This is a genomic window from Deltaproteobacteria bacterium (assembly GCA_016177765.1).
Classification (GTDB): Bacteria; UBA10199; UBA10199; order JACPAL01; family JACOUP01; genus JACOUP01.
The window spans coordinates 486577-508727 of record JACOUP010000008.1; the positions used below are offsets into that span (position 1 = coordinate 486577).

17 protein-coding genes and 1 pseudogene are annotated in these 22151 nt (G+C 55.3%); 5 read left to right on the plus strand and 13 right to left on the minus strand.

The features are described from left to right. Window position 1: 1 nt before the first annotated feature. The 5 genes and pseudogenes from HYS22_04795 to gltA all read right to left on the minus strand — a co-directional run bounded on the left by HYS22_04795 (window position 2) and on the right by gltA (window position 7502). Window positions 2-1045 carry a hypothetical protein gene (locus HYS22_04795; GenBank protein MBI1909467.1) on the minus strand — a complete coding sequence of 348 codons (1044 nt, stop codon included), beginning with the start codon at window positions 1043-1045 and terminating at the stop codon, window positions 2-4. Next, window positions 1042-2349: a hypothetical protein gene (locus HYS22_04800; GenBank protein ID MBI1909468.1), complete on the minus strand. Its 1308-nt coding sequence runs from the start codon at window positions 2347-2349 to the stop codon at window positions 1042-1044. The genes HYS22_04795 and HYS22_04800 overlap by 4 nt, the downstream gene beginning before the upstream one ends. Next, window positions 2346-3302, minus strand: coding sequence for a 2-oxoacid:acceptor oxidoreductase family protein (locus HYS22_04805; protein ID MBI1909469.1), 957 nt, complete (start codon window positions 3300-3302; stop codon window positions 2346-2348). Before HYS22_04805 ends, HYS22_04800 begins: the two co-directional genes overlap by 4 nt. A 9-nt stretch (window positions 3303-3311) precedes the next feature. After that, window positions 3312-4568: a citrate synthase gene (locus HYS22_04810; GenBank protein ID MBI1909470.1), complete on the minus strand. Its 1257-nt coding sequence runs from the start codon at window positions 4566-4568 to the stop codon at window positions 3312-3314. Continuing rightward, window positions 4565-7502, minus strand: a pseudogene (gene gltA / locus HYS22_04815) (NADPH-dependent glutamate synthase). Before gltA ends, HYS22_04810 begins: the two are co-directional and overlap by 4 nt. A 125-nt stretch (window positions 7503-7627) precedes the next feature. Here gltA and HYS22_04820 point away from each other — a divergent pair. Genes HYS22_04820 through hemG form a run of 5 tightly spaced genes read left to right on the plus strand, consistent with a single transcriptional unit; the run spans window position 7628 to window position 13684 of the window. Further along, entirely contained in the window at window positions 7628-10195 is a 2568-nt protein-coding gene (locus HYS22_04820) for an Ig-like domain-containing protein (GenBank protein MBI1909471.1), read from the plus strand. Between the two features lie 16 nt (window positions 10196-10211). Further along, the gene (locus HYS22_04825; protein MBI1909472.1) at window positions 10212-11426 is read left to right on the plus strand and encodes a hypothetical protein; all 1215 of its coding nucleotides are present in this window, start codon (window positions 10212-10214) and stop codon (window positions 11424-11426) included. A gap of 28 nt (window positions 11427-11454) precedes the next feature. Next, the gene (locus tag HYS22_04830) at window positions 11455-12042 is read left to right on the plus strand and encodes a hypothetical protein (protein MBI1909473.1); all 588 of its coding nucleotides are present in this window, start codon (window positions 11455-11457) and stop codon (window positions 12040-12042) included. Next, window positions 12039-12353: a hypothetical protein gene (locus HYS22_04835; protein MBI1909474.1), complete on the plus strand. Its 315-nt coding sequence runs from the start codon at window positions 12039-12041 to the stop codon at window positions 12351-12353. Before HYS22_04830 ends, HYS22_04835 begins: the two co-directional genes overlap by 4 nt. Then, window positions 12350-13684 carry a protoporphyrinogen oxidase gene (gene hemG, locus HYS22_04840; protein ID MBI1909475.1) on the plus strand — a complete coding sequence of 445 codons (1335 nt, stop codon included), beginning with the start codon at window positions 12350-12352 and terminating at the stop codon, window positions 13682-13684. Before HYS22_04835 ends, hemG begins: the two co-directional genes overlap by 4 nt. Here the strand turns inward: hemG and HYS22_04845 are convergent. The 8 genes from HYS22_04845 to HYS22_04880 all read right to left on the minus strand — a co-directional run bounded on the left by HYS22_04845 (window position 13681) and on the right by HYS22_04880 (window position 22146). Beyond that, window positions 13681-14859 carry a c-type cytochrome gene (locus HYS22_04845; GenBank protein ID MBI1909476.1) on the minus strand — a complete coding sequence of 393 codons (1179 nt, stop codon included), beginning with the start codon at window positions 14857-14859 and terminating at the stop codon, window positions 13681-13683. The two genes, hemG and HYS22_04845, sit on opposite strands and share 4 nt — an antisense overlap. Further along, window positions 14859-16202, minus strand: a complete 1344-nt coding sequence (gene nrfD, locus HYS22_04850) for a polysulfide reductase NrfD (protein MBI1909477.1) — start codon at window positions 16200-16202, stop codon at window positions 14859-14861. The genes HYS22_04845 and nrfD overlap by 1 nt, the downstream gene beginning before the upstream one ends. Then, a complete protein-coding gene (locus tag HYS22_04855) occupies window positions 16199-16873 on the minus strand; it encodes a 4Fe-4S dicluster domain-containing protein (protein ID MBI1909478.1) in 675 nt (224 codons plus the stop codon). The genes nrfD and HYS22_04855 overlap by 4 nt, the downstream gene beginning before the upstream one ends. A gap of 54 nt (window positions 16874-16927) precedes the next feature. Beyond that, window positions 16928-19168 (minus strand): molybdopterin-dependent oxidoreductase, encoded by a 2241-nt coding sequence (locus tag HYS22_04860; GenBank protein MBI1909479.1) that lies wholly within the window; start codon window positions 19166-19168, stop codon window positions 16928-16930. After that, window positions 19156-19671 carry a cytochrome c3 family protein gene (locus HYS22_04865; protein ID MBI1909480.1) on the minus strand — a complete coding sequence of 172 codons (516 nt, stop codon included), beginning with the start codon at window positions 19669-19671 and terminating at the stop codon, window positions 19156-19158. The genes HYS22_04860 and HYS22_04865 overlap by 13 nt, the downstream gene beginning before the upstream one ends. A gap of 182 nt (window positions 19672-19853) precedes the next feature. After that, a complete protein-coding gene (locus tag HYS22_04870; protein MBI1909481.1) occupies window positions 19854-20915 on the minus strand; it encodes a cytochrome bc complex cytochrome b subunit in 1062 nt (353 codons plus the stop codon). A gap of 5 nt (window positions 20916-20920) precedes the next feature. Then, a complete protein-coding gene (locus tag HYS22_04875) occupies window positions 20921-21736 on the minus strand; it encodes a cytochrome c3 family protein (protein MBI1909482.1) in 816 nt (271 codons plus the stop codon). Continuing rightward, entirely contained in the window at window positions 21724-22146 is a 423-nt protein-coding gene (locus HYS22_04880) for a Rieske 2Fe-2S domain-containing protein (GenBank protein MBI1909483.1), read from the minus strand. Before HYS22_04880 ends, HYS22_04875 begins: the two co-directional genes overlap by 13 nt. Window positions 22147-22151 lie beyond the last annotated feature (5 nt).

Below are 22151 nucleotides of genomic sequence, written 5' to 3' on the forward strand. Positions count from 1 at the left end.
TTTAAACATCCCAGGTCGTCAGGCACTTCAGGATTTTAAGGTTTTTGTCCACCCACTGCTGGATGGAAGCAATCTCCTTTTCCCGCCCTTCAATAACCACCGGTTCTCCGCCTTTGGGTGAATCACCCTTCCCTTCACGGACCAGGTGATGAAACCGGCGTTGCGGTGATAGAAATCGCGTTACCGGCGTCCGGCGGGCTGGGTCCAGCGAGACATGTTTTAAAAAACCCTCTTTCCCCTTCTCCTTGATAAAGGTGGGGAAGAGACCGGTCTCGGAGGCGAGCCGGGCCAGCTCCACGGTTCTCCCCTCCTCATATTTCCAACCGGTGATGCAGGGGGAAGGAACAAAAATCACCGCCGTCTCCGGACAGGCGAGCGCCTTTTCACAGGCCTCGGTGAATTCCTTCGGAAAGGCGGGAGAGACCTGCGCCACAAAACCGGCCCCCGCCATCAAGGCAAGGCCGATATGGTTGATCGGCTCGCTCAAATTCCCCGGAATAAAATCCCCCGAGGGGGTTGTGGCGGTATCGGCATAGGGGGTTGCGGTGACAGCATACTGAAAACCGGTGTTGGCAAAAAATTCGTTGATCAGCACAACAATGGTGATCCGTGAACGCCGTTGGATCGTATGGAGGAGGGAACGGAGGCCAATCACCAAGGCCCCGCCATCTCCCGAGTTTGAAACGACCTGAACCGGCTGTTTCAATGCTCCAAGGTCTGTCAGCAGGTCGGCGGTATCCCTGATCCCTTCCGCCACCGTTGGCGCCGACTCAAAAACGTTATGGATGATCGAAAATGATTTGGAAAACTCTTTCGGCGATTCATCCCCCCTCCCCCAGGCGATCACATCCGGCCAGTAGAGGGTCGAGACCTCCCCGCAAAAGGTCCCCAGGGTGTAGATGGTTTTGATCCCGTTATCGGTCGCCCGGCCGATGTTCTGAAAGGCGATCGACTCCATGCAACCGACACAGAGGGTCGAGCCGGGGCGAAAACAACTTTCCTTCTCCGCCATTTCTTTGTAAGGGATTTTTTTTCTTTCTGTCACAGGGCTTCCCCTTGATGGACAAAGCAGCTCTCTCCCACCTTCATCTTTGGGAGGAGTTCGATCATCTTCTCCCAGGAACCGACTGAAATATCCGCACCACCCAGCCCGGCAAAAAAACCGGTGGTCTTGATCGGAAGACTGTTCAACGCCTCGGAGACAAGGGTGGTCAAGTGCCCTCTTTCGGAATGAAAGGCGTTGTTGACCACCCCCACCTCTGCCGACCCCTGGAGTAACTCCCGAAGCAGGGCTGAAGGAAACGGGGTCAGGAGCCGGATCACCACGAGCCCCAGTTTTTCCCCTCCCTTTCTCTTTTTTTGGATCACCTCGTAGGCGGTCCCGGCATCCGGACCCATCGCCACGATAACACGCGACGGGCCATCCTCCATAAAATAACTTTCAAAAGGAACAAGACCCGGCCGGGAAAACTCCTGCTCAAATTTTTTCCCTACCTTCAGAAACCTGGCCAAAACCTGATCCATCCGTTTTTTCTGTTCCCACTTGAATCCCTGAAAGTGGGCGCTCGTCACGATATTCCCCATCGCTGTTTCTCCGCCAATCAACCCTGGCAGAGGACACTGTTTCGGCAAAAAACCGTCCTGAAACTCATGGATCTTCCGGTCCGGTTCGACCCAAAACGGCTCGCTCCGGTGACTGTCCTTGAGGCCGTAAAATCCGGGCATCGTCGGGATCATCACCTCGGGGTCCATCCCGACCACCGGCAACTGGATCATGGTGTCGTAGATCTGCTGTTTGCCGCGACAAACGACCTGGATCCAGCCATCATCCCGGTGGGACAAGGCATCTGAGGGGTCTCCTTCGATGCAAATCGGAAAGTTGGCGGTGGCCCGGTAGACGTTGACCAGCATGACGTTTCCCAGACCGCTCGCCCCCAGAGACTTGGTCGTCTCTGTCATATGGTCGAGCCCGACCGACGAGGTGGCGGTCATAAAAATCAGTTCGCGACAGGCGGCGGCTGCTCCCACCAGATAATCCGCCACCGCATGTTCCGCCTCCAGGAGTTTGACTCTTTTGGTGCTCACCTTCCGGCCGTTTTCTTCCACCACAAATTTTCCGGCATTCACCAGGGAGGCAACCGTCTCCAGCCACTTGGTCGAAGGGGTTATGGGAAAACCGGCATAGAGGACGGCACGCCAAAACTGCAGGGCCGCCGTGGCCGAGGCGGTATTCCCATCCATTTGCACCCTTTCTTGCCGGTCATACAGCGGGTGATGCCTCTTCCTGACCTGATCCAGATCAATGATATGGGGAAACGACAATCCGTAGAGTTCTTCAGTCGGCCTCATGTCAACGCCTCAATCCCGACTTCGTCAAAGAGATCGACGGGACAGACTTCGATGCATTCGCGGCAGAGTTTACAAAACTGATTGGTGTCCGCGCCGGTCACCCGAACCCCCCGTTTTGGGTCCGGTTCAAACCGGATAATTCCCTCGGGGCAATTGACAATGCAAAGACTGCAACCGGTGCAACGATCGGTCGGGTCACGGAAGACCAGTCGCCTCCCGGCCCTGGCATAGTTGGCGGTCTTGTTGGAAAAACTGGTCCGGAGGCGGCTCTGCGCGGCGGTGGGATAATCCTCGTACCTGTCAAAGACAGGGAGGGGGTGGTCCAATTCTTTGCGAACCAGTTCTCTATCCTGAACCTCCTGGAGGGAAGCGGTAAAACAACGCTCATTGGCCTGGATAATTTTTTCGGGGAGTCTTCTCTTCTCGTTGATATGGCGAATTGCCGTCTTCATTGTGTCGTCAGAGACCAAGGGGAGCGCCTTGTGCAACGCCGCCAGGACGGAAATATTCGGGATCGAATGCCCCAGATATTCCAGACCCAACCGGTTGGCGGCAATCGTATAAATTTCTCCAGAGAGCCGAAAGAAGGTGGCCGTCTCTTCAGGGGACCGTTCGCTGTTCACAACAAACATCCCTTCCGACAAGCCGCTCGCAAAATCCAGTTCCTCTCCGGTCTTCTCGCTCAGGAGAAGGGCCACGTGGGGTCTTTCGATCTGGCAGGTCATCTGGATCTCCCCCTTCGCGATCCTCAGGAAACCACGAACGTTAGCCCCTTTCCTGGCCGAGCTGAAGAGAGGCCACTCCTGGACCTGATAGGTCCCTTCGAGAGAGACCGCCTCGGCAAAGGCCTGAAGGATCATCACGAGACCACTCCCCGCCTTGCCATCGGCACGGAGATCGATCGTTTCCCCCTTCGTCAAACGGGAGAGAAGTTTTTTTTGAAGAAACCCCACGAAGGAGCCTCACCTTTCATGAATGGGAATATAATCCCGTTGGAGAGCCCCCGTATAGATCTGCCGTGGCCTGGCGATCTTCTGTTCCGAATCGAGAATCATCTCCTCCCACTGGGCCAGCCATCCCGGAGTTCTCCCGATGGCAAAGAGGACCGGGAATATCTCCACGGGAAATCCCATCGCCTGGTAGATAAGCCCCGAGTAGAAATCGACATTCGGGTAAAGCTTCCGTTTAACAAAGTAGTCATCCTGAAGGGCGATCCTCTCCAATTCGAGGGCAATGTCAATCAAAGGATTGCGCCCCGTCACCCCAAAGACTTCATAAGCCATTCTTTTGATGATTTTCCCACGGGGGTCAAAATTTTTGTAGACACGATGACCAAACCCCATCAGTCTTTTCTCACCCGCAACGACACTCTTGATAAAGGCAGGGATCTTGTCCACAGAACCGATCTGTTTTAACATCACCAGGACCATCTCATTCGCCCCACCATGCAACGGACCATACAAGGTCCCGGCGGCGGCGGAGACGGCGGTGAAGGGGTCCGGGTGGGTAGACCCGGCACTCCGGATAACGGTGGTGCTGGCATTTTGTTCATGATCGGCATGGAGCAGGAACAAAAGATCGAGCGCCTTTTCCAAAACCGGGTTCGGGGTATAACGAGACTCCGTCATCTTGAACATCATGTTCAAAAAATTCCCGGCATAACTCAGATCATTATCCGGAAGGATATAGGGAAGCCCCATACTATGCCGGTAGCTGTAGGCCGCCAGCGTGATCATCTTCCCCATCAAACGGATCATCTGTAAATGACGGGAGGCGGCCTCCTTGATATTTTTGGCATCCTTATAAAAGGTGGAAAGAGCGGCAAGCGTGCTAACCAGCATCCCCATCGGGTGGGCATCATAAAGAAAACCATCCATGAACTTTTTCAAGTTCTCATGGACCATCGTATGCTTGGTCACCTCGTTCGCCCAGGCCATCAACTGCGGTTCTGTCGGGAGCTGCCCCTTGAGCAAGAGGTAGGCGACCTCCAGAAACTGGCTCCTCTCCGCCAATTGTTCGATCGGGTACCCCCGGTAAAGGAGTATCCCTTTGTCACCGTCAATATAGGTGATGGAACTTTTGCAGGAGGCAGTGTGAAAAAAAGCCGGGTCGTAGACCAGGAGACCCATCTCATTCAAGACCTTGGCCTCAATCGTACCGTTCGCAATCGGCACCTCGTACTCCTTCCCGGTCCGTTGGTCCTTGATTGTTAATTTCATGAAACTTCCTTTCTTCTATCCCTCTCGGATTCCAAGAGGGCGATGTGGTCTTTTTCCTCCGCCGCCAGTTCGAGGTAGAGCTCCTTTTCCTTCCCCTCCGGTAGGGAGGCCGCCCTGTTGCGAAAGAAATGATAAGTCCTGTGCTCGAGTGTCAAGGCACAATTGTAGAGCTTGCAGAGATCCCCTGTATCGGCAAAAAAACAAAGCTCGTCAAAGAAAGGTTGCGGGAGCGGCCGGTTCGTCTCCTGATAGACCTCGTCCCCCAGATGGATATGGTACTTTTCTATCAATTCCCGGGCATGGTCTTTTTCCATGATTGAAAAATTTTCGAAAAAGTCACTCGTCTTCGGATCATCGACCGCCTCCGCAAGATGTCTATAAAAGTGATAGGCGGAGACCTCGATTTGAACCGCCTCCTGCAGGATAAGAAAACGTTCATCCGAGTTTCTTGACCTCTCTTCAACCTGGACCAACCGCCCATTGCAGAGCGGGCAGAGACCAAACGGAAGGACAAAGCCGCGTGTCCTTTTCTGGCAGGAAAGACACTTCCATTGAAATTCGACACCGGCACAGCAGATGATATCCTCATCCACCGGCTGGTGACACTGCGGGCATTGTGAGGCCATGGCTTCCCTCCTTCGATTGTTTTTGGAGCCCAAGATATTCCAGTATCCCCTTGGCCGCCTTCCGTCCCGCCCCCAGGGCCAGGATGACGGTTGCGGCGCCGGTCACAATATCCCCGCCGGCAAAGACACCAGGCATTGAGGTCATCCCGTTGTCATCAATCTCAAGATAGCCGCGGGGATTGGTTTTGAGTTCAGGGGCAGAGCGGCTGATGATCGGGTTCGAAACCGTCCCCAGCGCATAGATTACCGTATCCACCGGTATTCGGAACCGACTCCCCGGTTTCGGTTGCGGTGACCGGCGGCCCGATTCATCCGGTTCTCCCAAAACCATTTCGACGCATTCCATCTCCCTGACCCTACCCCTCTCATCCCCATAAAATCGGATCGGGTTGGTCAGCCAGCGAAAAACGACCCCCTCCTCCTTGGCATGACGGAGTTCCTCCACCCGTGCCGGGGATTCCCGTTCGGTCCTCCGGTAGATTATCGAAACCTGTCGTGCCCCGAGGCGAAGGGCGATCCGCGCCGCATCAAGGGCGGTATTCCCTGCCCCAATCACCACCACCTCCTGCCCCATCCCGACAGGGGTGTCGGCCCCTTCGTAGCCATGCATCAGGTTGACCCGAGTGAGAAACTCATTGGCGCTCATGATCCCGCCCAGGTGTTCGCCGGGGAGCCCCATAAACTTTGGCAAGCCGGCCCCTGTCCCGATAAAGATGGCGGAAAATCCTTTCTCACCCATCAGCTGGGTAATGGTGAAAATCTTGCCGATCACGGTATTCAACTCCAGTCGGACCCCCAGTTCTTGAAGAGTCTTGATCTCCTGTTCAATCGTTTTTCTCGGAAGCCGGAACGGCGGTATTCCATAAGTCAAAACGCCACCAGCGGTGTGAAGCGCCTCATAGATGGTGACCGCAACACCAGCACGCGCCAAGTCTTGGGCGCAGGCGATCCCGGCGGGACCGGAGCCGACAACAGCCACCGCGTGATCAGACCTCTCCCTGACCCTCTCCTTACTAAGGAGAGGGTGGTCCGCCTCCAGCGGACCGGGTGAGGTCTTCTGTTCCAACCCCCAATCCCCCACAAACCGCTCCAGAAAACCGATCCCGACCGGTTCCCCTTTTTTGCCAACCACACACCGTATCTCGCACTGGGTCTCCTGCGGGCAGACCCTTCCGCAAACCGCCGGGAGCGGATTGGATTGTTTTAAAATGGTATAGGCCTTTTCAAGATCCCCCTCCTGGATCTGACGGATGAACCCGGGGATATCGATCCCGACCGGGCAACCGGGGACACAGAGCGGTTTTTTGCAAAAGAGACACCGCTCCGCCTCCAGCTGGGCCATCCCCAAACTGTAACCAAGGTTGACCTCGCCAAAATTGTTCCTGCGAGACTCTGCCGGGGCCTCGGGCATCGGCAAGCGGTGGAGATTCAGTGATTTGACTCGTCGATTTTTTGCAGAAATCTTCACCCTTCCTTTTTCAAGGGCGCAGTCGTCCTGATACCTCTTCCACGAGCTTTCTTCTTCGACGCAAAAACGCTTTTGTCTCGTCTTGAGCTCCTCAAAATCGATCTTGTGGGCATCCATATCCGGGCCATCCACGCAACCGAACAACACCTTGCCATCCACCGTCACCCGGCAGGAACCGCACATCCCGATTCCATCCACCATGATCGGGTTCATCGAGGCGATGGTCTTGATTTTTAGGGGCCGCGTCACCTCGGCCACCGCCTGCATCATCCCGAGGGGGCCAATCGTCAAAACCTCATTTGGCAGGGAGGGGCGAGATAAAACCTTTCGGAGGGCATCGACCGTCGTCCCCTTCTCGCCGAAACTCCCATCCTCCGTCATCACCACAAGGTGATCGCTGTATTTCTGAAAGCGATCCAGCCAAAAACAATCCGCCTTGGAACGGAATCCAATAATTGTCGTTGTCCCCGACCCGGCCTCCTTGAAACCGCGCAAGACCGGAAAAAGGGGGGCGACCCCCAGCCCTCCCCCTACAAAAACAACTTTCCTTTTTTCAATCAACGTTGGTGAACCGAGCGGCCCGATCAGGTCCTGCAGGCCCCCCCCTTCCGGGAGTGCCGCCATCTCCCCGGTCGTCCTCCCCACGACCTTGACGACGAGCGTCACGATCCCTTTTTTGCGGTCAAAATCGGCAATCGTGAGCGGGATCCGCTCCCCCCCCTCCCTCAAACGAACCATCACAAACTGGCCCGGCTGACCGCTCCGGACAAGGTCTGGCGCCAAGACCCTCATGAGGAAGGTCGTCGATGAAAAGAGTTTTTTCTCAACAATGAGAAACATGACGCTTCTATGCTCGCTTTATATTTGGTAAAATGGCATGATAAAGGTCATCCCCTCAGGTGACATGAGTCATAAGAAAAAAACCGGTAATCCCGTAGACTGGTGTTCAAGGAGATAAACCTTTAGTGGCCCTCCATCAGCGGCAGGGAAGGCAGGTTATCAAAATCGCCCTCTGGGGCAGCCTCCTCTTTTGGGTCATCGCCTGTGCGGAACGGAAAATAGATTGGGCCTCCCCGGATCAAGGGGGTATTCCTCTGCCGTCGGCGGGGGGAGAGCTCCCGAGCAACCTTTTTCCCCATCCTGAAAACTGGTCACAGGCCGACAGTCATGGGGATTGGGCCCTCAAGTTTGGCCCACAGGCCTGTTTTAACTGCCACAAGGAGGAGAATCCCGATCTTCAGGCCTTGTCATCGTCACCACCACCCGGGTCTGCCCCTGCCTGTCATTCCTGCCACAAGTATCAACCGCACGCCAAGGACTGGGTCAGTACCCATGGGGCCTTAGTCCTCAAGGAGGGAAAACAGGCCTGTGGCACCCAGTGTCATGGGACAGACCTGCAAGGGGGGCTCTCGAAGATTTCCTGTACCTTATGCCACACCTTTTGGCCCCATCCTCCCCAATGGCCCAGCCCGAAAAAACATGGCAAGGCCTTTCTTGGAGCCCGATTGGCCTGCCAGAGCTGTCATGGCAAGGACCTGCTGGGGGGGATCAGCGGGGTCTCCTGTCTGAAGTGTCACAAGATTTACCCCCATCCTCCGGGATACAGGGAGCCCTCAAAACATGGTTTGACGATGCTCGCGTTTGGCAAAGTCAATTGCGGCACGGAGTGCCACGGTTTCAATTTTGAGGGGGGGGATTCCGGGGTTTCTTGTTCCGGTTGCCACGAATACCCGCATACTGACCTCAATTGGGTAGCGCCCGAGACAGGTGCCAACCATGCCCCTCGTTTCCGCCAGAAATTGAGAGAGCATAAGGAATCGGATTGTCAACGTTGTCACGGGAATAACTACGATCGTCCCCTCGGCGAAAGAAGATGCCTCGATTGTCACCCCGCCTACCCCCATCCTCCAGGATGGAGGGAGAAAACAGTCCATGGCAATTTTCTTAAGATGAATGGCCTGGGCTCCTGTGGCGTTACCTGTCACGGCCGCCCCGACTACACAGGAGGCGCCTCCGGGGTCTCCTGTTTTGACTGTCACCCGGGGCATCCCGATTACCCGCATACCGATCCTCAGTGGGTTGCCCCCGGAAGGGGGGCCATCCATGCCCAGACCTTCCTCCGGAGGGATGCCGCGGGAGATCCCAACCCCTGCGCCTCCTGCCATGGACTGAATTACGATACCGTCCTTAACGGAAAAACCTGTATCGGCTGTCATCCGGCAGGGATTACCCATCGAAGGGTGGAGGGGAGGGCCTGGAAGAAGGAGGGGCATGGGCGGTATTTTTCCCGAATTGCCGGACTGACCGCCATCTCGGCTGATATCCCCTGCCAGAGGTGCCATGGGGACTTTGTCAGCTTCTCCGCAACGGACACCCGAGATTCGTTGGCGACGAGATCGGACTGCTACAAAACCTGCCATGACCCAGCCGATCCGAGCCTTAAGGGGCATGGGGTCTATCCCCACAGGGTGTATGACGGTCTCCCCTGGGAACCGGTCATCGAATGTAACCCGGCAACCAATCGAAGAAACGTGACCGGTTTGGGACATTTCTTTCTTCTTCTTGGTAATTCCCCACTCTTTGTGGATGCGGCTGGCAACCCCCCTGACCGATCCACCCCTCTCGCGGCGATCCGGGCCTCCTGTGGCGGGGGAACGGAGGGTTCTTGCCACTACGAGGGGTATCGCTCCTTCCAGACACAGGATCCTTCTTCCTCGACATGTGCCGTCCTTTGTCATGGGGCCGGGACCGCCGTAACCCCTGTTCCTGATTGTGCCACCCCTTCCGAGGCGGATAACGGCCTCCCCCCGACCGTAACCCAAAAAACCCCTTCCCCGGGACAAGAAAATATATTACTCGACACGGATGTTGTGGTCCGTTTTGATAAATCGATGAGGAGTGATACCGTTCATCGAGAAACCTTCACCCTGACCAAACTCCGTGACGACCTGACTCCCGACGGGTCTCCTCTGACCGCCAGTGTCAGTTGCAGTAGCAACTGGTGCCGGACGGCAACGCTCAATCCCGCGGCTCGTTTACTCCGGGGAATTAATTACGAAGCTCGGCTGACGACCGCCGTCACCGACTGGTGGGGAAGGCCGTTGGGCGGGGTCACCTGGAGATTCAGGACGGATACGACCCCTCCCAGTATTGCCTCAAGAAGCCCGGAGACCAATGCGATCGGTGTCTCCTTCGATCTGGAGTTGATCGCTGTCACCTTCAATGAACCGGTGGATCCGTCGAGTGTCCGGCTGAATAGCCTCCTCCTGCGAACGGTGTCGGGGGTATCGGTCCCCTCTTGGGGAACCTTTCCCAGTAGCTATGACTGTTGTACCAACCGAACCATCTACATGACGATCACTCGTCCCTCCGGACGAGGGAGACACCCTTTGAATTCTGATACAGAATACCGGGTTACCGTCCAGGCGGGTATCAAGGATCTTGTCGGTAATGAGATGACCGAACAGAGTTGGACATTTACAACAGACTGCTATAGGGATTACCGCGGCCGTTGCGATGAGTTCGATGAGTAGTTTTAAAAACATTGTTTTGCCCTTCACTCTTTTTCTCCTCTTCCCACTATCGGGGCAATCGGCCGATTTTCATATCGATTCTTCTCTCCTCGGCCAGGTCCGGAAAAATTCGGAAGGCCAGACGGAGGTCCCGATCAATGGCTACCTCGGCTTTGCGGTCGCCCAACCTTCCTGGCGACTCTCGTCCGAAACAAACATGCGCCTCTTCCGCGACTTCGATCAAAAAATAAACGATTACGACCTCTACCAGGCGGTCCTCCATATCAACCCGACGGAGCCGCTCAAGATCGATTTCGGCCGGCAGTTTGTGAATCAGGGGTTTTCTGTCGAGACACTCGATGCGATCCGCCTGACACTCACCGCCATCGACCCCCTCGCCGTAACCCTCTACAGCGGCATCCCCAGGAGTGTGGAAAGGGGGGATTTCAACAAGGATGACGGCCTCTTGACCGGTCTCTCCCTCGCCCTGAGGGACCTTGGCGGTACTCGCGGCGCCCTCCATGTCGCCTGGCGAAAGAATAGCATTCAGCTCTCCGATCTTCAAAACGACCAGGTCTTTACCGGCCTCAACATCTCACATCGTTTCAATGTCAAGAGTTCCCCCATGATCTACGGCCTCTTTGAGTACGATGCGACAGGCAAGACGGTCAACTCAGGGACGGCCGGGGTGGACATCTATCCCTCCCACCGGCTCGCGCTGAATGCCGAGTTCGACTACTACGACATTAACCGGAAGTACGACCGGCGGACTATTTTTGGCACTTTTACCAAGGGGGGACTCATTAGCGGCCGTTTCTCTTCCACCGTGACCCTCGTCCCCGGCTGGCTTGATTTTGTGGAGACCTATGCCTACCAGAGTGTCGCGATCCAGGAAGGGATCCGCAAAAATGGGCACCTTCTCGATACCTCGCTGGAGATCAATATCGATACGATCGGGTTCACCTTTGGGCCCGGTTATTATTTTGCCAAGAGTTTTGGGGGGCAGGTGCACGGGATCCGCTTCTTCGGGCAGGAACAGTTCACGGAGAAGTGGACTGCCGATCTTGGCGTGGACTACAGTCAATACAAAAAAGTGACCAATGACAACGATTACGCCTTTTCAACGATCGCCTGGACAGGGTATGAGGTCGTCAAGGGGTTGACCGTTTCCGGCGGATTTGAGTTTAACCAGAATAATCTTTTCAACAAAGACACACGGGGGTCGTTTAAAATTGATTACCGGTTCAATTAACCCTTCGACAAGCTCAGGGTGTCCGGACATGGTGAGCCTGTCGAACCATAAACAACCTATTTTATTTTTCCTTCTAATCTTCTTTCTCTCATTTTCTCTGTCCGCCGAAGCCAGAAAGAAAAAATTTCACCCCTTTGATCTCTTTGACCACGAGATGCATACCCCGATGTTTGAGGGGGTGATCCCGTGCGAAACCTGCCACGCCGATCCGGACTCTTACACCGACCGGAGAAAAATAAACCGTCTCGGCTGTCACACCTGTCACAACAACCCTAACCCCCCCCTCCCCGGAAACAATGATTGCAACGTCTGCCATAAAACTGGTTCGGGTGGAACACCCTTTCCAAAGCCGGCCAGCCATAAGATGGATTGGCTGAACAAACACAAGACGCTCGCCCAGCAGAACCCGGCCGAATGCACCCAATGTCATGCCAATGCGATTTTCTGCATCAACTGCCACAAGAGGCGGGATACCATTCAGCAGAGGATGCACCGCCGGAATTTCAAATTCTTTCATTCGATCGAGGCGCGGGCCAACCCACACCGTTGCGATGCCTGCCACCTGGTGAATTTCTGCCAGGATTGCCACTCGGGAAGGGGGAACTCGAATAGATGAGGGAGAGAACCCATTCCTGCTCTGTCGTTTTCTGCCTCATCGTTCTATTGATGGCCTGCGGCGGGAGTCCTGTGAATGAAGGGGAGAATTATGGCAACCTCCTGTCGACCGATCAGGGGTTGGTCCTGACCGAGGGGGAACATGAGGCCGGCTGGGGGCGGTCCGACTGCACCCTCTGCCACAACCTGGAAAATATCCATCGGATCAACCGGACAGGGATCCCGATCGACATCGACGCCATCCATGACCAGGCTTTGAGTGACGGAATCGCCTCTTGCGCTACCTGTCATGGGACTAACGGCGTGCCGTGAAGATCAACAATCTCATTATAGGCGGCGGGCTCTCGGGCATCACGATCGCCACCCACCTCTGGAAAAGATCGGCTGAGTTCCTGCTCCTCGAGTCGGCCCCGAGACTCGGGGGAAAGATTGAAACTAAAATGACCCCCGAGGCTTCTTACGAATTTGGGCCGAACTCATTCACCAACCAGACAGAGGAAATTCTTGAATTACTAGAACTGCTCGGCCTGGGACCAGAAATCCTGGAACCGTCCCGCTCCTCAAAAAAGAGATTTATCCTTAAGAGAGGGAAGATTACCCAACTCCCTTCAAAACCGCCGGAGATCTTGACCACAAAGGCGTTGACGTTTGGAGGCCGGCTTCGATTTTTACGGGAGTTTTTCTACACCCCTCCCCGACCCTCCGGAGAAGAATCAGCCTGGGATTTTTTTGAAAGGCATTTTGGCCGTGAAGTCGCCGACTATTTTGTCGATCCCTTCGTCTCCGGGATCTTTGCCGGCGATGCCAAAAAGATCTCGCTCGCCCAAGCCTTCCCGACAATGGCCGAGGCGGAGGGAAAATCAGAGTCGCTCCTCCGGTACCTGATTAGCCAACGCAAAACAGCCAGGACGACACCCCAATCCTACCAGCTCAAAAATGGGCTTGAATCAATCTTTCACCGTTTCTTAAAGCAGGTCGGGGATGAAAAGATCCGTCTCTCCGAAAAAGTTCAGGAGATCTCCCCCGATGGAAACAAATTTAGGGTGGTCACCGACAAGGCGGAGTACGAGACCTCCAGGTTATACCTCACCACCCCTGCCTATGTTTCCGCACCCCTTCTCAAGAAAAACTTTGCCGGTCTCGCAGCCCCCCTGTCGGCGATTGATTACGCCCCGGTCATTACGATCCATCTGAAGGTTCCTCAAAGTGAAAACTACCCCTTTGACGGCTTCGGGATCCTGATCCCCTCCTCCGAAGAAAGGAAAATCCTGGGTGTCTTGTGGAACTCCGGCAGTTTTCCCTCACTGTTCCCCGACAAGCGACACCATTACCTCACCGTCTATGCCGGTGGCGCCCGTCAGAGAGAGCTGGTTCAGGAGGATGAAAACCGTGTCAAAGCCATTATCTTGAACGAGGTCCAGCAGATTTTCGATCTTCGTGCTGAACCAATTTTAATCCATCTGCGCCGCCATCATCAGGCAATCCCGCAATATAATTTGGGGTACGGTAAAATCTTAAAAGCCCTGGAGGAGAATTTAAAAAATTGTCCCAATCTGAAACTGGCGGGGAATTACATCGGTGGGATCAGTATGCCCAAGACGGTTACCTCGGCCAAGAGAACCGTTGTCAGTGATGATTTTTAAGGCTTTGCAGGAGGAGTAGAACTCCTCACATACTGGAGATACCCCAGCAGGTAGTTTAACTCGTTCTCCTCGAATTTTGGCCAGGGGATATTCTTTTCCTTCATCAGCGACTGCATGAAAGGGGCATGGTTCCAGATCGAGGCGACCATTTCCATCACCGACGAGGCCTTCCGGGTGACCGACAGATCGGGGCCGACCCCTTGCGCCCCACCCCCTGCTGAATGACAAACGGAACACTGCTTTTGAGAAAAGAGCTTCTGACCGGCCGCTGAATCGGGAGGGGGGTCAAAGTAGTTCAGGAAGTAGAGGGAGGCGACAAGATCCGCTATCTCCTTTTCAGTAAACCGGGGAACCGCCATCCGGACCTCTTGCATCCGGCCAAAAATATCGGGGGCATGGTTCCACATCCGGGCAACCACCTGTGTCAGGCTCTTTTTCAACCCGCGAGAGCGTTCGGAAAGATCGATCCGGGCGGCGCCGGCTTCGCTACCGTGGCAACGAACACATCCCTTGTTCTGAAAAACCTTGATTCCCTCATTTGGATTACCGGGGGCGTGGTAGGAGACCGCTTCCCCCCGTGCCGCCCCTTTGAGATAGGCCACGAGGTCCATGATCTCCGTCCCCTCAAATTTTGGCCAAGAGATTCCCCTTTGGGCCATCGCGGCCTTCATCGAGGGGCCATGGTTCCAGAGGGCCTTGGCGAGAAAAATGGGGGAGAGATCCCGCGGAAAGGCGGCCAGGGGAGGGGCCGAAGCATTCTTACCTGTGGAAGAATGACAAGAGTGACAACCGCGGCCTGAAAAGAGCTTTTCCCCGCGGACCGTATTCCCGGCCTGGTCAAAGTAATGAACATAGTAAAGGTAGGCCACCAGACTTTCCACCTCGGCCCCTGTCAGCCTTGGCCAGATGACCTTCATCTCTGCCATCTTGGCATTCATCGTCGGGGCATGGTTTAAGAGGTCACCGGCAATGGCCAACTGGGAACCGCCGATGTCGACACGACCCAAGTCATGCCCGACATGCCCCCCCTCCCCCAGGATCGCATGGCACCGGAAACACCCTTTCTCCGAAAAGAGCCGCGCCCCTTCCGCTGGATTATTCGGGAAACTTGGCTGTCCAAAGGCAGTCAGAGGAGAAAGAACAATCAAACAAATAAAGAGACAAAGATAACTCATCACCCTTCCCTCCCACTGAGACTCGGTTCTTCTGCACCCGGCAGGTATCCTTTCACCCGTTCATGAACCTCTTGGAGTGAACTCTCCCGTCCTTCTTCAATCTCCCAGATGGAAACAATCGGAAAAATCTTGGTAAAGATCATATAAAGGAGGATGAAGGCGGCAAAACAGCCGGCGGTGATCGCCAGCTCGACCAAGCTCGGATGGTAGCGCCCCATGGTGTAGGGTAGGCGTGGATTAACAAGACTCGGGACGACAATGGTGAAACGCTCCAGCCACATTCCGATAGTCACTAGGCCAGAGGCGATAACAGTCCCCGAGACGGTCCTGGTTTTTCGGTTGGCCAGGATAATCAGGGGACCGATAAAACAACAGACCACCATCGTCCAGAAATAGAAGGCGTAAGGACCGAACAGTTTTGAACGAAAGATCTCCATCTCCCGCGGCTCGTTGCCGTAAAAGACGGTTAAGTGTTCGCAAAAGGTGAAATAAAACCAGAGCAGGCTCATCACCAGAAGGAGAATCCCCAGATAGTTAAAGTGAATTTTTTTCAGGTACTCTTCCAGATGGTAGGCCTTCCGGATGATGGCCATCGCGATAATCAAGGCGGCAATCCCTGAAAAAATAGCCCCGACGACAAAATAGGGGCCGAAGATGGCCGAATGCCACATCGGTTGGATCGTCATGGAAAAGACGTAGCTGACGACCGTGTGCACCGAAATCGCCACAGGGATCACAACGACGGCCATGATGGAGATCAAGACCTCCAGAATCCGCTTCTGCCGGGGTGTCTCCTGCCAGCCGAGGGCCAAAATTCGGTAAAACCGCGGCCACTTGAGGCCGCAATCACGGAGCCGGGCGATATCCGGAATCAGGGGAAGGTACAGGTAGATGCAGGAGGCGGTGAGATAGCAGGTGATGCTCGTCACATCCCAGAGGAGCGGCGAGGTAAAGTGCGGGTGACGGAGTACATTCAGCATACGGTCGGGGCGGCCCAGGTCAATCAAGATATTCCCGACACCAAAGAGGAGGACCATCACGGTAATCACCTCTGCTGATCGCGTGATGGCACGACGCCATTCCGCCTGGGCAATACGGAGGATGGCGGAGATCAAGGTCCCGGCATGAGAGATCCCAATGAAGAAGACAAAGTTGGTAATGTAGAGCCCCCAATAGGTCGGGCGGGAGAGCCCGGTCACCCCGAGTCCCCCAAAAAATTGGTAGAGGTAGGCCCCAACGCCGACCAACCAGACCGAAAAGAGGATGCCGGCCGTGATCCAGAACCGGCGGGTCGTCTCCAACACCGGCTTGAGGAGGACGAGATCCATCTCGTTCGTCTTCATTCGACACCCCCCTCAGTCAGGTAAATTACCTTCGGTTCCGTCCCGAGGTCCTCCATCAAGCGAAAGGCCCGTCGGCTACGGACCAGTTGGGAGACCTCGCTTTTTGGATCATCGAGATCCCCAAAGAACATCGCCTGGGAGGGACAGATTTCAACACAGGCGGGGAGATAATCCTCCGAGATCATCTCTCTCCCCTCCACGCGGGCCTTTTCCCTCCCCTTCTGAAGCCGGTGGGAACAAAAGGTACACTTTTCAACAACCCCTTTTGGACGAACCGAGACATCACGGTTCTTCATCGGGCGCATCTCTTCCGGCCACTGCGGGTTCCGCCAGTTAAACTCCCGGACGGTGTAGGGACAAGCGGTGGTGCAATACCGGCAACCGATGCAACGGGCAAAGATCTGTCCTACAATCCCTTCCTCACTCTTGTAGGTGGCGGAGACGGGACAGACCTTGGTACAAGGAGGGCGATCACAATGCTGACAAGGGAGGGGAAGGAGTCGAAGCCGGAGATGCGGGTACTCCCCTTCCTTCATCGGAAGGAGACGGAGCCAATGGATCGACCGTCCCTGTTCGTGCAACTGCGGGGTGGGGGGAGCGACATTATTCTCCGACTGACAGACCACCACGCAGGCCTGACAGGCGGTACATTTATCGAGATCAATCACCATTCCCCACCGAGTCACAATCTCCTCCTTGTACGGGCGGGGTGACCCCGCCCCTACCTAAACCCTGTAGATCTTCACCGCCGTGATCCTCTCACGTGGCATCTCTGCGGTTGCCCAATCACCCTCCTGAATTTTTCGGACATTCTCCCCGATCCCTGCCGCATAACGCCCCATCGCCGTGTGACCGAACCCGAACGGCATCGCCACCACCCTCGGGTGAACCCCTTCGTAGACCTTCGCAACCACCTTGATCCGTCCCACCGGGGACTCGACCCAGATCATTTCCCGATCCTTGACCCCGAACCGTGCCGCCGTCTCCGGATGGATCTCGGCCCAGCTCTTCCAGCCGATCTGGAGATGTGGCCCGGCGATATCGGCAAGCCAGGCCTGTCCGGCGTTCCTCCCCCCGGTAAGGGCCATCAGCGGATAAGCCTGGAGGGTGAGTGGAAAATCGTCCCGACTTTTAGGGGGAACCGCCGGAGGCAAGTCGGTCGCAAAGGCAAACTTCCCCTCCGGATTCGCAAAGACCCTCCCCCACTCCTCATAGGTGTAGGATGGGTCCCACCATCCCCCTTTTTCCTTCAAGCCTTTCTCAAAATCCTCAAGACTCTGGTAAGAGGGGGACCACCAGCCGCTACGAGCGAGGAGGGAGGTCCATGAAGATTCAAAGGAGGTCCCAAAGAGATCCCCCCTCTGGGAATCGTATATATTTTTGAGCCCCTCTTTGAGAAAATCCTGAAAGCGGTCCCAAGGAAGGGCGCTGGATACCGGTTCTCCGAGCCTCTTTGCCAACTGCAGGATCAGATCCCCTGTGTGCCGGGTCTTGTAGAGTGGGGGACGAACCGGTTGGGAGAGACCAACAAATGGGAATCCCTGCATGGTGGAGGCGGGGCAATCCTGATCCCTTTCCAAAAAGTGGTGATCCGGCAGGACGAGGTCGGAGTAAGCGGTGGTCTCGTCCATGAAGGGGGAAAAACTGACAAGAAGCGGGATCTTGTCAAGCGTCTCCCGCATTTTTTCCGGCTGGGGTGAATCACCCTGTGGGTTTGAGAAAAGGGGGTTGGTGTAATAAAAGAAGAGGAGTTCTAACTGGGCAATGGCGTTTCTGACGACCGGCTGGAATTTTTGGTGCTTCACCCAATAGTCGGCCTCTTGGGGGATGAGGACACCACCGGGGACGTTGATGCTCCCGACCAAGGCGTTCAGGGTATGGATCGCCAGCTGGTCTTTCGGTTCGAGGCGGCCGCAGACGGCAATGGCCGGTTTTGCGGAGGCGAATTCGCGCGCCAGACGGATGATGGTGTCGATCGGAACACCGGTTAACTCCGCCATTTTTTCGGGGGGGTAATTTTCCAGGATGGTGTTTTTGAAATTATTGAAACCACTGCTGTGGCTTCCGAGATACAGACCGTCATAGAGCCCCTCCTTCAGGAGGATCGCCGCCAACCCCAGGGCGAGCAGTCCTTCCGTCCCCGGCTGGATCGGGACCCAGAGATCCGCCTTGGCCGCTGTTACCGAAAGGTGTGGGCCGATATGAACGACCCTTCCGCGAGAAGCCGGGTCGCCCCGGCGCAAGGTCGCCCACCCCCGAAGATTTTCCACCGGGGAACGACCCGCCTCGAGAAGCGGCGCCGAAAAGGAGAAAAGGATTTTTGCCTTTTCAAGGGCATAGGTCGGTTCTGCCGAGAGGCCGTGACTCTTTTCTATCGCCTCCACGGGCCCCTGCCAGGTCGCAAAACTGTTATCAAAATAATTGGGGGAACCGTACGCCTCGAGGAATTTATCAAAAAGGGTCCGCATCAGTCCCCGGTAACGTCCCCCGAGGATTCCCACCTTGTGGGATTCCTTTTTTTGGCGGAGACGGGCGAGCGGTTCCGTCACCGCGGCGATCGCCTCTTCCCAGGAGATCTCCTGCCATTTCCCCTCACCTCGGTGACCGGCTCGTTTTAATGGTTGCCGGATCCGGTCCGGGTCGTAAAAGGATAAAATCCCCGCCACCCCTTTGGGGCAGAGGGTCCCCCGATTGACCGGATGGAGGGGGTTGCCGGCAATCGACACAGGCCAGGAACCAAATTTGCGGACACGGATCCCGCAAGAGCCGGGACAGAGCTGACAAACGGAGGTCACCCAGCTCTCCTCCCCCCGTTCAATCGCCTGTTCGATCTCCTTGAGGACAGCGGCGGTCAAGAGACCCGACTGCGCCAGCATCAGAAAAAAAGAGCTGAGAGTGGCATTTTTCAAAAAATCCCTGCGGGTAAAACCACCTTCAGGGGCTCGCGTCTTTTTTATCGGTGACATAAAATACAATCCTCCGAGGCCCCCTTCTGCCGATGACAGCCAAGACAATCATCCATTGAAAGCTCCACTGGCGCCCGTGAAGGGGGCGTCACCCTCTCCGGCATCTTGCCATGACACGCTTCGCAAGCAACTTTGCCAAACGTGACATGCCGTTGATGAGAGAAGTAGACATGGTCCGGCAGACGGGTCAGCCTCTGCCACGGAATCTCTCCCCTCTCTTCTCCATAGAGGCGGACCTTTTCCTCTTCAGGGTTTTGGGAGAGAGGGGTGCTGTGACAACCGAGACAGATCTCGGCCGTGGGCAAGGTGGCGAAAGGGGTTGTCTCCACCCCGACATGGCAATGGGTACAATCGAGCCCGAGACCGGCCACATGGACCTTGTGATTAAAGGCGATCGGCTGAGAGACCCCTCGGAATCGGAGAAGGAGAATAACCACGATCAGGAGCAGAAGCCCCAAGGCAACAAAGATCCCCCACCGCTTTTTGAAAAGTGCCGTTTTCATTGTCAGGATTTGAACTCTAATCTAAAGGAGAGAAACTAGATCACTATGATACCTGTCAGTGAAGGGGATGATCCTGATCATAAGGCATGCCGACTCTCAAGATAAGCCACAACAAGGAGCGAAACCAAAAAGAGGATCGTCAAGGCCCCCACAACCCGTCTCTTGGCGTTGAGCGATAACATCTAAACGAGCGCCTCCCAGATGGTGAGGACAAGGAGGGTTATCACCCCGATGACCCCCAGAAAAATGGAAAGATCCCTCCCGGGAAATTTTTTCACGAGGAACCGATCAATAAACGGCCAAAAGAGAAGGACCATCGCGGCAACACCGGTCCCCAGGACACCCACCTGCAACGAGGTCAGTTTGAGCCACCGAAAGGTAAAGTAAAAATACCATTCCGGCTTGATATGTTGCGGCGTCAGGAACGGGTCGGCCGGCGGCCCTAGGCCGGCCGGGAAGAAGACAACCAATAAGGTGAGAAGGAGGGCGATGAAGAGGGCGATAATTGTTTCCATCAGGAAGTGATCCGGAAAGAACGGAAAATGTTTTTTCGGTTTCCCCTTGTCCTCCTCAAACTGGTATTCGGTGACCCCAATCAAGCGAATGAGCGCAATATGCATTGTGAGCAGCAGGGTGATCGTTAGCGGCAACAGGGCGATGTGAAAGATGAAGAACCGTGTCAGCGTATTTTCCTCGACCGAATCCCCTCCCCTCATAAAACGGGCCAGGTATTCTCCGATCAGGGGAACATTCTGGGTGATGTTGGCCGCCACGGTCGCCCCCCAATAGGAGAGCTGTTCATAGATCAGGGAATAGCCGGTGAATCCAAAACCCAAGGTGCAGAAGAGGAGCCCGCAACCGAACATCCAGTTCAGTTCGCGCGGCTTCCGGTAGGCCCCGGTGAAAAAGATCCTCATGACATGGAGGATAACGGCAATGATCATCAGTTGGGAGGACCACTTGTGGATGCTCCGGATCACCCAGCCAAAGGAGATGTCGTAGGTGATATGCTGAACGCTCTCATAGGCATGCCCCGGATCCGGCACATAGTAAAAGGTGAGCAGGATCCCGGTCACCACCTGGATAATGAAGAGATAGGCCGGCGTCCCCCCCAGGCAGAACCACCATCTCTTGAGGTGATGAGGAACCGGTTCGCTCGAGACCTTTTCGAAAAATTCACCGGGGATCGGCGCCGAGGTGGCGAGCCACCCTTTAAAGATATTGAAGGCTCTTGAGTGAATCACCCTTCTCACTGATCTTCCTCCTCATAATTCTTTAAAAGCAGGATCAAGACAACAATAAGGAGGATTAAAAAGCCGGCAAAAAGGCTCCCCACCCACCACCGCGTGTGGATTTTTTTCTTGAAGGCCTCGATCTCCCCCTCCATCTCCCCCAGCTCCTTCAAGACACCGGTCGTCTTGACCTGAATTTCTGGAAGGTCCAGCGTGTGGGTCATCTGATGGAGCGAGTTCCGGAGCGAGAACAGTTTTTCCTCCAGACGCTTGACCGGCATCCCGCGCCGTTCCACATAACGAATCGTCTCTTTCTTCTCCTGGAGTCCCAGCTCCGCCGAGACAAAGGCTTTTCTGATCTTCTGGGCATTTTTAAAACTGTGGCACTGGGAGCAGAGCGGTTCGGCAATCAGCTCCAACGAGGCCTTCTGGACATCGTGGCTGTGGTGGCAGGTAACACAGTTTGGTCCGGTGCCGTGGAGAGAAGCGGCATAGTGAGCGCTCTTCATGTAGTTTTCCTTGACCCCCACATGGCAACGCCCGCAAAATTCCGCAATCTGGTTTGGCTTAGGAGCCCCCACAAACCCGGAGGCCGGGTCCATCGCCTTTCCTTCATCGCCGGGATCGCCGCCATGGCACCCCTCACAGGTGTTCCCCATCTTTTTGTGGATGCTCTCCTCCCACAGGGTTACCGGAACGGCTAGCTTATCCCCCATCGCCTGATGACAGGAGATACAGACAGACTCCGTTTTGGTTTCTTCGGCAAAAAGACTCCCCTCGCCCAAGACTATCAGGGTCAGAACCATCAAAAAAATCCCCTTTAAGAAACCCATATCTCCCCTTCCTTGACTTCCACGTTCAGACGCTCCAACCCCTTGGGAGGAGGACCAGACAAGACCGATCCATTGGAACCAAACTTGGCGCCGTGGCAGGGGCACAAGAATTCGTTTTTGCCCCCTTCCCAGGTCACCAGACAACCGAGGTGGGAACAGACGAGTGAAAAGGCGGCATACCCCTCCTTGGAGTTGATCGCCACGGCAGGGATCCCTCGGACATGAAAACGTTTCATCCCCCCCGGCGGGAGCTCACTCAGCGGAATCTTGACAATATCCCCCCCCTTCTTTCGGGAGGGAGGTTGCAGATAGGAAAAGACAGGGTAGAGGAGGCCGCCGGCAAAGATCGTCCCTAGGAAACCGAGACAGTAATGGAGAAATCGTCTCCTTTTTTTTAAAAAGGTTTCCATAGAAT

Bases quoted from the DNA above. Each gene is read 5' to 3' on its own strand.
- HYS22_04835 (MBI1909474.1), top strand. From the start codon at position 12,039: ATGAGGGAGAGAACCCATTCCTGCTCTGTCGTTTTCTGCCTCATCGTT.
- HYS22_04865 (MBI1909480.1), bottom strand. From the start codon at position 19,671: ATGAAAACGGCACTTTTCAAAAAGCGGTGGGGGATCTTTGTTGCCTTG.
- nrfD (MBI1909477.1), bottom strand. From the start codon at position 16,202: ATGAAGACGAACGAGATGGATCTCGTCCTCCTCAAGCCGGTGTTGGAG.
- HYS22_04810 (MBI1909470.1), bottom strand. From the start codon at position 4,568: ATGAAATTAACAATCAAGGACCAACGGACCGGGAAGGAGTACGAGGTG.
- HYS22_04855 (MBI1909478.1), bottom strand. From the start codon at position 16,873: ATGGTGATTGATCTCGATAAATGTACCGCCTGTCAGGCCTGCGTGGTG.
- HYS22_04845 (MBI1909476.1), bottom strand. From the start codon at position 14,859: ATGAGTTATCTTTGTCTCTTTATTTGTTTGATTGTTCTTTCTCCTCTG.
- HYS22_04860 (MBI1909479.1), bottom strand. From the start codon at position 19,168: ATGTCACCGATAAAAAAGACGCGAGCCCCTGAAGGTGGTTTTACCCGC.
- HYS22_04875 (MBI1909482.1), bottom strand. From the start codon at position 21,736: ATGGGTTTCTTAAAGGGGATTTTTTTGATGGTTCTGACCCTGATAGTC.
- HYS22_04800 (MBI1909468.1), bottom strand. From the start codon at position 2,349: ATGAGGCCGACTGAAGAACTCTACGGATTGTCGTTTCCCCATATCATT.
- HYS22_04830 (MBI1909473.1), top strand. From the start codon at position 11,455: ATGGTGAGCCTGTCGAACCATAAACAACCTATTTTATTTTTCCTTCTA.
- HYS22_04880 (MBI1909483.1), bottom strand. From the start codon at position 22,146: ATGGAAACCTTTTTAAAAAAAAGGAGACGATTTCTCCATTACTGTCTC.